Annotated in this window: 17 protein-coding genes; 7 read left to right on the top strand and 10 right to left on the bottom strand. The window is 63.3% G+C overall.

Going from position 1 to position 15,211, the window contains the following annotated elements; genetic code table 11:
* Nucleotides 1–6: 6 nt before the first annotated feature.
* Nucleotides 7–951 (bottom strand): L-threonate dehydrogenase, encoded by a 945-nt coding sequence (ltnD, locus tag EOA78_RS25475; protein ID WP_127317524.1) that lies wholly within the window; start codon nt 949–951, stop codon nt 7–9.
* 393 nt (nt 952–1,344) lie between these two features.
* Between ltnD and EOA78_RS25470 the strand changes: the two genes are divergently transcribed.
* The gene (locus EOA78_RS25470; RefSeq protein WP_127317523.1) at nt 1,345–2,361 is read left to right on the top strand and encodes a LacI family DNA-binding transcriptional regulator; all 1,017 of its coding nucleotides are present in this window, start codon (nt 1,345–1,347) and stop codon (nt 2,359–2,361) included.
* Nucleotides 2,358–3,023 (top strand): aldolase, encoded by a 666-nt coding sequence (locus tag EOA78_RS25465; RefSeq protein ID WP_127317522.1) that lies wholly within the window; start codon nt 2,358–2,360, stop codon nt 3,021–3,023. The genes EOA78_RS25470 and EOA78_RS25465 overlap by 4 nt, the downstream gene beginning before the upstream one ends.
* 59 nt (nt 3,024–3,082) lie before the next feature.
* Here the strand turns inward: EOA78_RS25465 and EOA78_RS25460 are convergent, their stop codons facing one another.
* The 5 genes from EOA78_RS25460 to EOA78_RS25440 all read right to left on the bottom strand — a co-directional run bounded on the left by EOA78_RS25460 (nt 3,083) and on the right by EOA78_RS25440 (nt 7,862).
* Nucleotides 3,083–4,390, bottom strand: a complete 1,308-nt coding sequence (locus EOA78_RS25460; RefSeq protein ID WP_127317521.1) for a hemolysin family protein — start codon at nt 4,388–4,390, stop codon at nt 3,083–3,085.
* Nucleotides 4,391–4,546: 156 nt separating this feature from the next.
* Nucleotides 4,547–5,254, bottom strand: coding sequence for an LssY C-terminal domain-containing protein (locus EOA78_RS25455; RefSeq protein WP_127317520.1), 708 nt, complete (start codon nt 5,252–5,254; stop codon nt 4,547–4,549).
* 89 nt (nt 5,255–5,343) lie between these two features.
* Nucleotides 5,344–6,144, bottom strand: coding sequence for an extensin family protein (locus tag EOA78_RS25450; RefSeq protein ID WP_127317519.1), 801 nt, complete (start codon nt 6,142–6,144; stop codon nt 5,344–5,346).
* A 215-nt stretch (nt 6,145–6,359) separates the two neighbouring features.
* Nucleotides 6,360–7,334 carry an extensin family protein gene (locus EOA78_RS25445; RefSeq protein ID WP_245477742.1) on the bottom strand — a complete coding sequence of 325 codons (975 nt, stop codon included), beginning with the start codon at nt 7,332–7,334 and terminating at the stop codon, nt 6,360–6,362.
* A 102-nt stretch (nt 7,335–7,436) separates the two neighbouring features.
* A complete protein-coding gene (locus EOA78_RS25440) occupies nt 7,437–7,862 on the bottom strand; it encodes a DUF3775 domain-containing protein (protein WP_095491539.1) in 426 nt (141 codons plus the stop codon).
* Between the two features lie 197 nt (nt 7,863–8,059).
* Here EOA78_RS25440 and EOA78_RS25435 point away from each other — a divergent pair, with 197 nt between their 5' ends.
* Nucleotides 8,060–8,599: a tetratricopeptide repeat protein gene (locus EOA78_RS25435; RefSeq protein WP_127317517.1), complete on the top strand. Its 540-nt coding sequence runs from the start codon at nt 8,060–8,062 to the stop codon at nt 8,597–8,599.
* Between the two features lie 285 nt (nt 8,600–8,884).
* Entirely contained in the window at nt 8,885–9,358 is a 474-nt protein-coding gene (gene greA, locus EOA78_RS25430) for a transcription elongation factor GreA (RefSeq protein ID WP_065012064.1), read from the top strand.
* Nucleotides 9,359–9,482: 124 nt separating this feature from the next.
* Here the strand turns inward: greA and waaC are convergent, their stop codons facing one another.
* The 3 genes from waaC to rfaD are packed head-to-tail and all read right to left on the bottom strand — an operon-like array spanning nt 9,483 to nt 12,396.
* Nucleotides 9,483–10,469, bottom strand: coding sequence for a lipopolysaccharide heptosyltransferase I (waaC, locus tag EOA78_RS25425; RefSeq protein WP_127317516.1), 987 nt, complete (start codon nt 10,467–10,469; stop codon nt 9,483–9,485).
* Nucleotides 10,466–11,473 (bottom strand): lipopolysaccharide heptosyltransferase II, encoded by a 1,008-nt coding sequence (gene waaF, locus EOA78_RS25420; RefSeq protein ID WP_127317515.1) that lies wholly within the window; start codon nt 11,471–11,473, stop codon nt 10,466–10,468. The genes waaC and waaF overlap by 4 nt, the downstream gene beginning before the upstream one ends.
* Nucleotides 11,446–12,396: an ADP-glyceromanno-heptose 6-epimerase gene (rfaD, locus tag EOA78_RS25415; RefSeq protein WP_127317514.1), complete on the bottom strand. Its 951-nt coding sequence runs from the start codon at nt 12,394–12,396 to the stop codon at nt 11,446–11,448. Before rfaD ends, waaF begins: the two co-directional genes overlap by 28 nt.
* Before the next feature lie 165 nt (nt 12,397–12,561).
* On the opposite strand from rfaD, the gene EOA78_RS25410 reads away from it, so the two are divergent.
* Nucleotides 12,562–13,194 (top strand): LysE family translocator, encoded by a 633-nt coding sequence (locus EOA78_RS25410; protein WP_127317513.1) that lies wholly within the window; start codon nt 12,562–12,564, stop codon nt 13,192–13,194.
* Nucleotides 13,195–13,198: 4 nt separating this feature from the next.
* Here the strand turns inward: EOA78_RS25410 and EOA78_RS37760 are convergent, their stop codons facing one another.
* On the bottom strand, nt 13,199–13,327 hold the full coding sequence (locus tag EOA78_RS37760) for a hypothetical protein (RefSeq protein WP_281034068.1): 129 nt from the start codon (nt 13,325–13,327) through the stop codon (nt 13,199–13,201).
* 17 nt (nt 13,328–13,344) lie between these two features.
* Here EOA78_RS37760 and rfaE1 point away from each other — a divergent pair, with 17 nt between their 5' ends.
* Both rfaE1 and EOA78_RS25400 read left to right on the top strand, forming a co-directional pair.
* Nucleotides 13,345–14,835: a D-glycero-beta-D-manno-heptose-7-phosphate kinase gene (rfaE1, locus tag EOA78_RS25405; RefSeq protein WP_127317512.1), complete on the top strand. Its 1,491-nt coding sequence runs from the start codon at nt 13,345–13,347 to the stop codon at nt 14,833–14,835.
* A 7-nt stretch (nt 14,836–14,842) separates the two neighbouring features.
* Nucleotides 14,843–15,211, top strand: a 369-nt coding sequence (locus tag EOA78_RS25400) for an SIS domain-containing protein (protein WP_127317511.1), incomplete at its 3' end; no start/stop codon positions are given.

Here is a 15,211-nt window from a genome sequence, read left to right as displayed (position 1 = left end):
TCCTGGTCAGGTTTGCGGTTCGCCGGGCAAGTCGGTGCCCGTGATCCGTGCGTAGAGTCGGGCGACCGAGGCATCGTCATCGCGCCCCATCCCGGCCGCCGAGGTCATCAGGAACATCTGCAGCGCTGCGGCCGCGACCGGCACGGGGAACTTGGCGCTGCGCGCCATATCCTGGATGATACCGAGATCCTTGACGAAAATGTCGACGGCGCTGCGTGGGGCATAGTCGCCGTCGAGCACGTGCGGAATCCGGTTCTCGAACATCCATGAATTGCCGGCCGAGGCGGTGATGACCTCGTAGACCTTGCGAATATCGAGCCCTTGCCGTGCGGCCAAGGCGATGGCTTCGCTCGCTGCCGCGATATGCACACCGGCGAGCAACTGGTTTATCATCTTGAATGCCGCGCCGACGCCCGGTTCATCTCCAAGTTCATAAAGCTTGGTTGCCATCGCGTCGAGTGCGGGCCGCGCCCTGGCAAAGGCGGCGGCGCTGCCAGAGGCCAGGATGGTGAGGGCGCCTTCGGCCGCACGGACCGACCCACCGCTGATTGGGGCGTCGAGATAGAGCCGTCCGGTGGTTTCCAGCCGGGCGGCCAGATTGCGGGCAACGTCAGGATCCATGGTGGCTGAGGAGACGAACACCGCGCCCTCTGACAAGGTTTCGGCCGCCCCATCCGCGCCGAAGAGGATCGCTTCGGTCTGCGCCGCATTGACGACGACTGAAACCACGACGTCCGCGGCCTGGGCGGCCTGGGCGGGGGTTTGTGCCCCCCGGCCGCCGGTGGCGACAAAGCGCGCCACCACCTGCTCGTTGACGTCGAAGCCCGTCACCTCGAACCCGGCGCGGCGAAGCGACGTCGCCATCCCAAACCCCATCGAACCGAGGCCGATAACCGCGACCCGTAGTGCGGCTGCAGCTGGGATATCCTTCTGCTTGTCGTTGGTGGTCATAATGGAAACTCCCTGCATGAGGCGGTTCGGCTAGCGGTTGACCAGTTTGGGTGGGACCGTCAGCACCACGATCGCGCCAACCACTAGAATTGCGGCCAGAAGACTTTTCTGTAGGCATTCCTTTTGATGTCGTTTTCTGCTCCGGCCTCCGCCGGAAGCGTCGGGGTTAGTATCGTCATCTGTTTCCTCCCATAGCGTAGGGGTGGTCCCTCAGGGTCTCACGCCCCCGGCTGAATTTTGGCAGCGCTTGCATAGTCCGATAGCACGAGAATGGCAGCGCTGCCAAACGAAAAGTGGCAGCGCTGCCAGTTTCTGTTGAGTGCGGCGCCTTGATGTGACAAAAGAAGCGTCAGGAATTGGAGTCGTACCGACGCATCGAGCTGAGAAACTGGAATGCAGAGCGAAGCAGAACAAGGTACGCAAACCGGTGCGATGATAACCCTCACCGACGTTGCGCGCGCGGCTGGCGTCGGTGAAAGTACCGCCTCGCGCGTGTTGCGCGGGCATGGTTCCTTCTCGCCCAAGACACGCGAGAGTGTACTCACTGCCGCGCGGAGCCTCGGCTATGTGCCAAACCGGATCGCGGGAACCTTGGCCTCCATGGGGTCCAAGCTCGTCGGTGTCGTCATACCTTCGCTAAGCAACATCGTCTTTCCGGATGTGCTGCGCGGCGCCAATACGGTACTGGTCAGCGCCGGCTTCCAACCTGTCGTCGCGGTGACCGATTACGATCTGGAGCGAGAGGAGAGCGTCATCGAGTCACTCCTCAGCTGGCGTCCAGCCGGGATGATGGTAGCGGGGCTCGAGCACACCGAGCGCACCGGAGCCATGCTGCGGAACGCCCGCATCAGAGTGGCCGAATTGCTCGATACCGATGGCGAGGGCATCGACATTGTGGTGGGCTTTTCCAACCGCAAGGCAGGCCGGGCAAGCGCTCAGCATTTGGTATCGCGTGGCTATCGCTGCATTGGCTACGTCGGCCACGACCTCAGCCTAGACCTTCGCGCGGCCAAGCGTTTCGCATCGTTTCGCGCGGCCCTGGGCGAAGCCGGGCTGAGCGTCATTGGAGAAGAAATCATTCCTGCCGCGTCCTCGATCGAAGCCGGGCGTGACGGGCTGGCTCGATTGCTGGAGCGTTGTCCCGATCTGGATGCGGTTTACTTCTCCAACGACGACATGGCGATCGGCGGCTATTTCCACTGTCTCGCCCACGGCATCACCATACCGGACCGGCTGGCGATCTTCGGCTACAACGGTCTCGATGTCGCCAGAAGTGCGCCGCAGCCACTTTCGACCATCCTGACGCCGCGAGTGACCGTCGGTGAGATCGGAGCACGGCTCGTCTGCTCCGATGGGCCATCCGCAGTGGTCGATATCGGGTTCGAGCTGATTGAAGGGGCGACGACGTGACTGAAACCAAGCTGAGGGACGATATCTGCCGCTTCGGGCGGTCGTTGTTCGAGCGCGGGCTGACGCCGGGATCGTCAGGCAATATCAGCCTGCGGCTCGATGATGGCGGCTGGCTGGTCACACCCACCAATGCCTCACTAGGATTCCTGGATCCTGCCCGAATTTCACGCCTCGATGCGCAAGGCCGGCTGACCTCCGGCGATGCGCCGACCAAGGAAATTCCATTGCATACTGCGCTCTATCAGACGAGGGCAGAGGCGCGCGCCATCGTGCACCTGCACTCGACCCACGCGGTCGCCCTTTCCATGCTGCCGGAAATAGATCCCAAGGCGGTGCTGCCGCCGATGACGCCCTACTACCTGATGCGCGCCGGACAAACCGCGCTGGTGTCCTATCATCGCCCAGGCGACCCGGCGGTTGTCGCTGCGATCAAGGGCCTCGCCGGGCGCTACTCCTCGGTCCTGCTGGCAAACCACGGTCCCGTGGTCGCGGGCGAAACGCTCGAGGCAGCCGTATTCGCTACCGAGGAGCTGGAAGAAACCGCAAAGCTCTATCTGCTGTTACGCGGCCTCAACCCCCGCTACCTATCGCCGGAACAGGTCGCCGATTTGGTGCGGGTTTTCGGAATATCCTTGCCGGAGCAAGACGGGCACCACCACTAGGAGCTAACCGGAACAGGCTCATCCCTGCTTGCGAACAGGCCCAGACATCGTGTTGATTATTAGCGCACTTCGCGATGGCCGCCGGGCAGGCGCGTGGCGATGAGCTTGTCGATGCGGCGGCCGTCGAGGTCGACGACCTCGAAGCGCCAGCCCTGCGCATCCACGCATTCGCCGGTCGCCGGGAGGTGGTGCATGTGCGACAGCACGTAACCGGCGACGGTCTCGTAGTCGCGATTCTCGGGCAGGTCGATGCCGAGAACGTCCGCCATCTCGTCGGCCTGCATGTAGCCGGCGAGCAGCCATGAGCCGTCCTCGCGTTTGACGGCGTTTTCCTCGTCGCCGGCGTCGAGGTCCGCCCGGAAGACGCCGGTGATGGCTTCCAGTATGTCCGCCGGGGTGACAATGCCTTCGAAATGGCCGTATTCGTCATGGACCAGCGCCATCGGCACGTTGGATTCCTTGAGTGTCGAAAGGACATCCAGCGCGTCGGCCTGGTCATGGACGATGGGAGCGGTGCGCACGTGCCGGCGCGGGTCGAGTGCGCGACCGCCAAGCATCGCGGCCAGCACGTCGCGGGTCTGGACGACGCCGATCATGGCGTCGACACTGCCATCGCCGGCTGGCAGGCGCGAATGCTGGGTCTCCATCAAGAGCTTGCGGGTCGCCACGTCGTCGGACTGCAGGTTGATCCAATCGACCTCGGTGCGCGGCGTCATCACCGCGCGGACGGCGCGGTCGCCGAGCCGCATGACGCCGGCGATCATGCGCCGCTCGTCGGATTCGATGGTGCCGTGATGCTCGGCCTCGGCGACCAGCATCTTGATCTCCTCGTCGGTGACCTTCTCCTCGCTTTCACCGCGTTGGCCAAGCAGCCACAGCATAGCGCGGCCGGAAATGTCGAGCAGGAAGACCAGCGGCGCCGAGACGGTGGCAAGGATGGTCATCGCCGGAGCAACCCTGGCGGCGACGCGTTCGGGATCGCGCAGCGCGATCTGCTTGGGCACCAGTTCGCCGATGATGAGCGAGAAGTAGGTGATGAGGGCGACGACGATGCCGACGCCGATCGGGTCGGCAAGGCTTTCGCGGATGCCGGTCGATGTCAGGAACGCGGACAGCCGCTCACCAAGCGTGGCGCCGGAAAAGGCGCCTGACAAAACACCGACCAGAGTGATGCCGATCTGCACGGACGACAGGAATTTGCCTGGATTGGAGCCGAGCGCCAAGGCGCGTCCGGCACCCGTCACGTTGCGGTCGATCATCGCCATGAGGCGGGCAGGCCGTGACGAGACGATGGCAAGCTCGGACATTGCCAGAAGGCCGTTCACGCAGATGAGGACGACCACGATAGCGATTTCAGCGTAAAGCATGAGGGGTCAATAGCATTGCGGCGAGGTCTTCGAAAATAGATGGACGTCATTTTTCATGGCGGCGGGCGCAACCATCTCGCACGGGATCCCATGGTGGCGACGAAAAATGCTCGATCAGGGCGACGATGAGCCGGAGGCCAGCGGCTCGTCTTGCGCCTACGGCAACTGCAGCAGCACGCCCACTACCGCCTTGCCGTCGGTGAAATAGGGATCACCGCCGCCATTGCGCCCGGTCTTTGTCGCACCGATGCCTGATATCTCGCTGGTCGAGATCAGCATGCCTGCGGCAGAAAGCTCGCGGATCAGGAAGTCGCGCTCGGCGTCGATGTCGGGACCGATATGGTGGGTGATCGCGCCGGTGTCGTGGCTGAGGCCGACGCCGCGATCGAAGGTTGCCGCACCCAGCCAGAGCGGCCGGCCATCGTCTCCGGTCGCATCTGTCTGCCAGAAGCGGACGTGATGACGCCGGTCGGCACTGTTGCCGACCGGCTTCTCGAAGGCGAGATCCTGTGCACGGCCTTCGAATAACAACCGGCTGACCGGCGCGTCGGGATAAGGCCGATCGAACAGCACGCTTTCGCCGATCTCGATCGCGGTCTTCAGCGTGAGGGCGTCGGCCGTGTCCCATCCGGCGACGGCGAAGGCGTGGACCAGCTCTTTTTTGGTACCGACGAGGCCGACATTGATCGGATCGCCCGCAATGCCCTGCGGCGTGTGCGTCACCATCTCGAAGCGCTGCGTTCGGAAGTTGCGGTCCCGCAGGGTCCAGAATTCCGGTGCGGCGAAATAGGCGAGCACGAGATAGCCGGCACAGAACGCCACCAGCCAAATCGTTGCGCGTCGTCGAAGGCTTCGTCGGCTCACGAGGATACCACCCAGGCGATACGGCATCACCTTATGTGGCGTCATTCTACGCGGCGGCGCAGAACTTGGGCAGTGGGCATCGCTCGGGCTCAGCGGCAGGCGCGGTAGCCGTTCCTGCGGTTCTTGATGTCGAAATGGAAATGGTTGCGGTGATCGTAATTGTAGCCGGGGCCGAGCACTGTGGTGAAATACTGGCAGCCGTCGGCGCGCACAGTGTTGAGGAAGCCGCGGGTGCGGAAGGCGAACAGGCCGGGCTTGCGCACGTCGATTTCCTTGCCATTGCCGAGTTCGATGCTCATGACGTCGAGCGCGTTGCCCTTGCCGTGCTCCGACAGCGTGCGTTCGCCGGCTATCCTGCGGCAGGAATAGCTCGAGCCCTGGCGAATGGTCTTGACGCCGGAGAAATAACGCCAGCGGGCGGACGGGACGAGTTCATTCCTGGTCCAGCCGGCGAAGGTGGCAGCCATGTCGCAGGTCAGTGTCGCGGCCGGCTTCATCCCGATGCTGCCGACAGCCGAGACCTTGACTGGATAGTCGATGCCGCACTGGCCTTCGCGGATCGGCGCAAGGTCGGTGTAGACGACGCCCAGGCGCTTCAATTCCTTGCGGCAGTCGAGCTCGCTGGCCGGCATCTGTTCGGTTGGCGCCATCGGCTCGTCCATGCGCGGATAGGCGGCGGTCATGTATGGGTTGGACGGGACGAGGCGCTGCATGCCCGCGTAGTTCGGAACGGCTGATGTCTGGCTGCCGACATCGACGGCCGGTTCCAGCGAAAGTACGCTGCCGGTGGTGCATGCCGAGATCGCTGTGATGGCAAGCGCGCCGGCAAACATGCGCGCGCGTCTGGTTTGCCGCACGGCGACAAGCGCGGCGCGAAATATCCCGGCCATCGACAAGATCCCTGTCCCCGAGCCTGATCCCGATCAGGCTCTGTCTCGTTGTTTGATCATGATCTTTCCCCGAAAACCGGATCCCACTTTTCGCTGACGCGGACCTGCGGTTCGCGACCATGATCAGATGAGACAGAGCTTAACCGCCAAGAGTAAAGGAAAAATCAGCGGCCGCGTTTACGGCTGCGGCCAAATTGCGGCGCGCATGTCGGTCGTCACTGGCAGAAGGTGCCGCCGTTGCGGCGCGGTGCAAGATCGAGATGGAGATGCTGCGAATGATCCGCATCGCTGCCCGGGCCGAGCACGGTCTTGAACGGTCCGCAGGCTGCCTTGCGCACCGCGTTCAGGAATTTCGCGTCCTCTTCCGGCGGCACTGGGCCGACGTCGATCCTTCTCCCGTTCGACAAGGTGAAGCTCGCGATATCGAGCGCATTGCCGAAGGCGTGCTCCGACAATTTCCCGCCGCCATTGCGTTGTCGGCAGACAAAGGCGGATGCCTGGCCGACCGACTTCAGTTCGGCGCCGAGCTCGGCCTTGGCCGTCGGCTGGATGATATCGGTAGCGAAGCGCGCGGCGGCCTCGGCCATCTGGCAGTTCAGCTCGGTTTCGGGGCTGATATCCAATGACTTGCCCAGCGTCTTCAGCGCGATCGGATAGGGGATAGAGCAGCCGACCGCCGCATCGTGCTCGGCCTTGCGTTCCTCGAAGTCGACACCCATCGACTTCAGCCGCCTGCGGCAAGCAAGTTCCTCGTCCGGCATATTCTCCTGCGGCACAGAGGCCGAGCGCGGGTCGGGAGGGATTTCTTTCTCCTGCGCTTGCGCCGGCTTCTCCGGTGGTTTCGTGGTGGCGGCCGGTGGTTCGGCCTCGGCGGGCTTTTCGCTCGGCGTTGGAGCGATTGCCGGCGGCTCCGGCAGGGCTTCCTTATGCTGGTCCGACGTCTGCTGGTCCATTTTGTCGGTCGCAGGTTGATCAGCCTTTGGCTCATCCGCCGGGCGCGGTTCGGGGATCGGCACGTCGGCAGGCGCGGCCTCTTGCGCCGATTGCGACTGATTGAGCTCCGGGACGGGCGCGGTATCAGGCAATTCCGGAGCTTGGGCGAGGGCCGATCCTGCGGACAGCACCGCCGCCGCCAAAGGCAGCGCCAATCTGATCAATGTGGCCAATCTGATCAATGTGGCCAATCTGATCAATGTGGGAGGGGTCAGCGCCGCCATCCGCCGTTAACGGTGAGCGAATGCGGAAGTTGCCTGAACGAGAGTTTTGGCCGATCACGAACGGTAACCGCGGTGTTACGCACCGATCGCTTCCAGCCCTTCCTCCAGCCAGTCGGCCAAGAGCGGCATGCCGAGCAGATATTTCGCCGTGCGCTTGTTGGCGCGCTCGCGGGCGGCCGTCAGCGCGTCCGCCCATTCCGAGGCGTCATAGTCGCCGCGGCCAACCCAGGCGAGGGCGACGAGTTCGGCCGCCTCGTCGACATTGAGGTCGTTGATCAGTTCGCGCAATTCTTCTTCGGTGAGGTCTTCGGAACTTTCCTCGACGAGACCGTCATGATGATGATTGTCATGCGCCTCGCCGTCGAGTTCGACCTCGTGCTCGGCGCCATCGGCATAGTCTTCGTTGACGGCGGCGCTCAGCGCCTTCGCCTTGAGGATGAACAGGCGCACGGTGTCGGGACCGATCGAAAGCTCCCATTCCTTTTCAAGGCGCCGCTGCACTGGCCTTCTCCGCATACTCCGTTGCCGTTTGCTGGATGATAGCGAATTTGCAGCGCTCGTCACGTCATGTTCGGCGCTTCAATTTTCCGACTGGCGCGGACCGCTCAAAAAGCTTTCAATGGCCATGACTTTTTTCCGGGATGAAACGGCTTTTGCCCGGCGTTAGTCCTGCATTGTCATGCTTCAAGGAGGATTAGATGCGCAGACGATTGCTGATCCAGGTTCTGGCGGTTGCCGCCCTGCCGCTATTTGCTGTTCCGGTGTTTTCGGCCGGCGAAGGTGGAGGCGGTGGCGATGGCGGACAGACGACACAGTGCAAGAAAGGCATGGTCTGGGACAAGAAGCTGAAGAAATGCGTTGCGCCCAAGCAAGGCATGCTGGACGACGACAACATCTATGAAGCCGGCCGCGCGCTGGCGATGGCCGGACGTTATGACGAGGCGATCGCCGTGCTCAGCCTGGCTGCGGACAAGAAAGATCCTCGCATCCTCAACTACCTCGGCTACTCGCACCGCCATTCCGGACGCGTCACCGTCGGTCTCGGCTATTACGAGGAAGCGCTGCGCATCGATCCGAACTATACGCTGGTACGTGAATATCTCGGCGAGGCGCATCTGCAGATCGGCGATCTTGCCGGCGCCCAGGAACAGCTCCGCGAGATCGAGAAGCGCACCGGCAAGGGATCTCGTGAATACGGCATGCTGTCTGAGCAGATAGACCGTTTCATGAAGAGCTGATTCGAAGCCCAAAACGCTCCTCACTCCGGCTGTGAGCAATCGCAGCCGGTTCTTTTTACCGCTCGCCCGGCCAGCCGTGCTGCCGTGACGGCATTTCAAAAAAAGGGCGGGTGAATTTTTCAAAACCGATTTTTTGGCGTGAAAAACCCACGAAGATTGCTATATTGGGGGAAATTGCGGTGAGACGGTTCCGTTAGCCCGAGGCTGCCGGACCGTTTTCTTTTTGTACCCATCGACAAGGTCGCTCCCGGAATGCGGGGGCGGCGGCAGGAAAGGTCAGGCATCATGAACAAGGTCCCGATGACAGGCGAGGGGTTCGCGTCATTGAAGGAAGAACTGCGCTGGCGCCAGCAGGAAGAGCGGCCGCGCATCATCGAAGCGATCTCCGAAGCGCGCTCGCATGGCGATCTTTCCGAGAATGCCGAGTACCACGCGGCGAAAGAGGCGCAGAGCCTCAATGAGGGTCGCGTCAATGAGCTCGAGGACTTCATCGCCCGTGCCGAGGTGATCGATGTCACCAAGCTCAGCGGCGAAAAGGTCAAGTTCGGCGCGACCGTGGTGCTGGTCGACGAGGACACGGAAGAGAAGAAGACCTACCAGATCGTCGGCGACCAGGAAGCGGATGTGAAGTCGGGCCGCATCTCGATCTCCTCGCCGATCGCGCGGGCGCTGATCGGCAAGGAAGTCGGCGATGCGATCGAGGTCAACGCGCCAGGCGGTGCGCGGGGCTATGAGATCGTCCAGGTGCAGTTCATCTAGGGGTTGAGCGGGCAGGATTTGTTCCTGAATCGCACTGTTTTAGCCCGAGGTTTGCGCTGCCCCTCATTGTCGGCAGGCGGATGAGGGGCGGCGCCGACCTTTCCATTTAGATTGATTCAATAAATCAACGTCTTCCGGTTGTCAGATCGTGCGCTTGGCGCTCCATAAGTCTCTCTGCCTCCGCCACCACTTCCGCAGGCACGACACGGCCGCCGGGCGCGGCCAGCAGCGTTGACGAGAACGGCCCGCGCGGGCCGGTCAGGCCGGGTTCTGTCGCCAGAAACACCGCGACCGTCGGCAGGCCGAAGGCACTGGCGAGGTGGGTGAGACCGGTGTCCGCGCCGATGACCAGCACCGATCGGCCGATGATCGCGGCGATCTCGGCAAGCGGTGATTTCGGCACCAGCACGGTCTGCGGAACGGCTCGGGCGATCGCCTCGGCAATCGCCTTTTCCCTGTCGTTAGACCAGGTGGTGACCGGCGTCATTCCTCTTCCCACGAGAAGCCGGGCAGTTTCGATCCAGTCGCCGACCGGCCATTTCTTGTCCTCGCGGCTGGTGCCATGCAGCAGGAAGGCGGTTTTTTCGCCGACAAAATTCGAACCGCCGGCCGGCGGCACGATGCCGGATTCGAGCCCGGAAAAATCCGGTTCATAGCCGAGCGCCAGCCCGAACAGCCGCCTTGTGCGTTCTATGGCGTGCAGATCGCGCGGCACAGCGTAGCGGCGGTCGTAGAACAAAGTCGCCGAAGGCTCGCGAGCGCTCGACCGGTCGAAGCCGGCGATCGGCGCCGCGGCCTGTTTCGCCACCAGGGCCGACTTCAGCAATCCTTGCGCGTCGACGACGAGATCGTAGCGGCAATCCCGCAAGGCGCGGCGCAATCCCGCTGCCTCGCGCCATGTGCCGCGGCCGAGTGGGCTTGTGCGCCAGCGCCGGATTGCCACTGTTTGGATGGTTGCGATCGCCGGATGCAGCGCCACGATGCCGGCAAAAGCCTCTTCCACACACCAGTCGAGCGACACATCCGGCCGGTTGCGGCGCGCATCCTCGACGGCCGGAAAGGTGTGGATGACGTCACCCATCGAGGATGTCTTAACGATGAGTACCCTCATGCGGCGGCCGGCATTTCCAGCAGCCGTTCCGCCGCTGCCGCGACCTGTGCCACCTCGAGCGTACTCAGGCAATTGAGATGGTCGAGCGGGCAGATTTTCCGGTGGCAGGGCGAACAGGACAGGCCGAGCCAGACCAGTTCGCGCTGCTCGGCGAGGGGCGGCGTATTCTGCGGCGAGGTCGAGCCGTAGACGGCAACGATCGGCGTGCCGACCGCGGCGGCAACATGCATCAGCCCACTGTCGTTCGACACCGCAAGCCTGGCCGCGGAGATCAGGTCGATGGCGTCCTCCAGCCGCGTCTGGCCGGCGAGATCGATGACGCCAGGTGCAAGCGTGGCGATTTCCGCCGTTACGTCGGCGTCGTTCTTCGATCCGAACAGCGCGACCTCAAAACCTTTGGTCATCATGTCGCGGGCAAGGCCGGCATAGCGTTCGCTCGGCCAGCGTTTGGCGGGCCCGAACTCGGCGCCGGGCATCAGCGCGACAAATTTTTTCGCCTCCAGCCCGAAGCGGCCCAGCAATTCCGTCTGGTTTTTTGTATCGACAGCGAGCTTGGGAGCGCGGAACGTGCCTCCTTGCGCGAGGCCGAAATAGGCCTGCGCCGTGCGCCGTTTCAAATGGTCGGGCAAGGGAACGATATCGGTCAGCAGCCCGTAGCGCATTTCCTTGAGATGGCCGACGCGGCGCGGAATGCGGGCAAAGAACGGGACGAGCGCCGACTTCCAGCTCCCAGGCATGACATAGGCGATGCCGTAGTGGCCGCGCAGCAGGCGGCCGAAGCGCCTTCGCATGCGGAATTCCAGCGCGCCGGATTTCAGCGGCAGGTCGATCTGCTGGCGTATTTCGGGCATGCGCTTGACCAGTGGCGCCGCCCATGCCGGGGCCAGCACATCGATCGCGGCGTGCGGGTGAAGCTCTCTTAGCGCCGAGAACAGGCACTGCGCCATCACCATGTCGCCCACCCAGCGTGGGCCGATCACGAGGATCGTTGGGCTTTCAGCCATTCGACATAGTCTCTGACGCCGGTTTCCACTGTGCGAAACTGACCATTGTAACCGGCGGCGCGCAACCGGGACATATCAGCTTGCGTAAAACTCTGGTAGCTGCCCTTGAGATGGTCGGGGAAGTCGATGAACTCGATCTCGCCTTTGCCCAGCGTGCCGATCACCGTTTCGGCAATGGCGCGGAACGGCTGGGCAAGGCCGGTGCCGCAGTTGAAGATGCCGCTTGAGCCCCGTTTCCACAACCACAGATTGACGTCGGCGACATCGCCGACATGGATGAAATCGCGGCTCTGCTCGCCAGGTCCGAAACCGTCATAGGCGCCGAACAGTTTCGGGTTCTGGCCTTGCTCGACCTGATTGAACAGATGGAAGGCGACCGAGGCCATGGCGCCCTTGTGCGCCTCCCGTGGCCCATAGACGTTGAAATAGCGCAGGCCCGCCACCGGCGAATGATCGGTATCGAAGACGGTGCGGCGGACATAGTCGTCGAACAGCTTCTTTGAGTAGGCATAGGCATTGAGCGGGCGCTCGCATTCCGGCTCCTCGCGAAACTCGGCGCCGCCGCCGTAGACCGAAGCTGAGGAGGCATAGAGGAAAGGCAGCCGCAGTGCCAGGCAGGCATGCAGCAGCCGCTTCGAATAGGCGTAGTTCACCTCCATCATGAACTTGCCGTTCCATTCGGTGGTGGTCGAGCAGGCGCCCTGGTGAAAGACGGCCTCGATGCGGCCGAGGTCCCCGGCCTCCATCCGCGGCAGGAAATCGTCCTTGTCGAGATAATCGGCGATCTGGAGGTCGGCGAGATTGGCGATCTTGTGGCCGTCGGTCAGGTCGTCGACGACGACGATGTCGCTGATCCCTTCGGCATTGAGCGCGGCGACGATGTTTGAGCCGATCATGCCGGCGCCGCCCGTAACGATGATCATGAAAGCCTCTGGTATCTTATGCCGATTCCGGCCCTTATAGGGGAGGCTTGCGAGGCTGTCGATAAAGCAGGTCGCAATCCGGCGGTTGGATGAGCGCCACAGTGCCGCCGCAAAGCTCTCGCTTCAGTCGGCGATCCACCGGCGAAGCGTGACAGGAGCAAGGCAATGCCGTCGACCGAACTGCTCATCGCCTTTTTCGCCACTACCGCGATCTTTGCCTACATCCCCGGTCCGGCGATGCTTTACGCTGCTGCACAAACCATGGCGCGCGGCCGTTGGTCCGGCTTGACGGCGGCGTTGGGTATCCATCTTGGCGGCTATGTGCATGTCATTGCGGCCGCAGCCGGGTTGTCCGTGCTTTTCCACGCCGTGCCGACGCTCTACGTTGTGGTGAAACTGGCCGGCGCACTCTATCTGATCTGGCTGGGCGTCTCGCTGTTCCGCGCCAGGGCGCAAGACGATGCTGTTATGCCGGGCATTGAGCCGAAATCCGCCCGCCGCGCCTTTTTCGAGAGCATCACCGTCGAGGTGCTCAATCCCAAGACAGCGATCTTCTTCATGGCGTTCCTGCCGCAATTCATCGACGCGTCGGCGACATTTCCCGTCTGGCTCCAATTCCTTGTCCTCGGGACGATCGTCAATCTGATGTTCTCTTCGGCGGATGTCATGTGCGTGGTGCTGGCAGGTGCGATGGTCACCAGGCTGCGGCGCTCGAGCCACGCGCAGCGCCTCATGCGGCGTGCAGGCGGTGCGGTGCTCGTCGGATTGGGCGTTCATGTGGTTTTGCAGAAAAGCTGATCCGTCAACCGGCGTTGGCTGTGATCCGCTCGGCGCGCCTGCCGTTGCGCTGGGCCGAATTGCGGTATATCGGCTTCGCCATGAACGACCAGCCCTGCCAGTCCAGCGTTTTCACATCGGGACCGGCTCTCATTGCACGTCGCGGATGACATGAGCGAGCAATACCTGCCTTCTCCCGAACCCCTTCACCGCGCCATCTCGCGATTCGGCAACGTCACCGTGCTGGTGGTCGGCGACTTCATTCTCGACCGTTTCGTCAACGGCGTCATCGAGCGGATTTCGCCTGAAGCGCCCATTCCGGTGCTGCGCGGGCGTGGCGAAACGTCGGCGATGGGCGGCGCCGGCAATGTCGTCGCCAACATCGTCTCGCTCGGGGCCGCCGCGATACCGGTCTCGGTGATCGGCGCCGATCAGGCCGGCGACAATCTGATGCGCATTCTCGCCGAGTTTGGCGTCGACACTGGCGGCCTCGCGCAGGACGCGAACCGGATGACCTCGTCGAAAAGCCGCTTCAGCGCGCTCAACCAGCAGGTGCTGCGCTTCGACGAAGAGGAAATCAAGCCGCTGAGCGACGCGGAGCGGGCGACGCTGATCCGGCATTTCCGCGCCGCGCTCGCGCAAGCCGACATCGTTATCCTGTCCGACTACGGCAAGGGCATGTTGCTCGACGGCGTCGCTGGCGAGCTGATCTCGATCTGCCGCGAGGCGGGAAAGCCGGTGCTCGTCGACCCCAAGGGCCGCGATTATGCGTGCTATGCCGGGGCGACGGCTATCACGCCCAATCGCAAGGAACTTGGCGAAGCGGTCGGACGCGCGGTGTTTGGCGATGACGAGATCGTGGCCGCGGCACGTGAGCTGATCTCGGCACACGGCTTCGATTTCGTCGTCGCGACGCGCAGCGAAAAGGGCATGAGCGTCGTCAGCTCGGACGATGCCCGCCACATCGCCACGCAGGCGCGGGAAGTGTTCGACGTTTCAGGCGCCGGCGATACTGTCATCGCGACGTTTGCGCTGGCTCTGGCTTCCGGCGCCGACCGCGTCATTGCCGCCGCCATTGCCAACGCGGCGGGTGGCGTGGTGGTTGGAAAGCGCGGCACCGCGCGGCTGACGGTCGAAGAGCTTACCGGCGCGCTGTTTCGCTCGCACGGACCGATTGCCCACAAGGACGCGATCCTCGATGCCGCTGCCGCCGCACGGTTGGTGGCGACGTGGAAGGACGAAGGCCTGAGCGTCGGTTTCACCAATGGCTGCTTCGATATCCTTCACGCCGGCCATGTCAGCCTTTTGCATGCGGCACGCAGCCAATGCGACCGACTGGTTCTCGGCCTCAACAGCGATGCCTCGGTGCGCCGGCTAAAAGGGCCAGGGCGCCCGGTCAACGACGAGCATGACCGGGCCTGCGTGCTGGCGGCGCTTGCCTCGGTCGATGCCGTCGTCGTCTTCGAGGAGGACACGCCGCTCGCGCTGATCGAGGCGCTCAAGCCCGACATACTGGTCAAGGGCGCCGACTATACGATCGATCAGGTGGTCGGTGCCGAAATCGTGCAAAAGGCGGGCGGCCGCGTCGTGCTGGTCGATCTCGTCGTCGGCAAGAGCACGACCGGCACGATCGGCAAGTTGCGCGCCGGCAGTACAAACTGAGGTTTTCATGTCCGAACTGAACGAATACCTGGTCCGCTCGGCGGCCGCGATCACCGCGATGGTCGAGCGCGACCTCACCAGCGAGATGGAGCGGGCGGTGACGGCCGTCGTCGCGGCGCTTTCGCAAGGCAAGGCGCTGCTGATCTGCGGCAATGGCGGTTCGGCCAGCGACGCCATCCACATCGCCGGCGAACTGGTCGGCCGCTTCCTGAAGGAGCGCAAGGCCTACCACGTCATCGCGCTACCGGCCAATGCGGCGGTGCTGACCGCCTGGGGCAATGATTACGGCTTCGACACGGTGTTTTCACGCCAGGTCGAGGCACATGGCGCGGCGGGTGCTGTGCTGCTCGCCATCTCGACCAGCGGCAACTCGGCC

The sequence above is a fragment of the Mesorhizobium sp. M5C.F.Cr.IN.023.01.1.1 genome (assembly GCF_003997585.1).
Classification (GTDB): Bacteria; Pseudomonadota; Alphaproteobacteria; order Rhizobiales; family Rhizobiaceae; genus Mesorhizobium; species Mesorhizobium wenxiniae.
The sequence above is the reverse complement of the archived record's forward strand: the minus strand, read 5'-3'. Positions and strand labels throughout refer to the sequence as shown.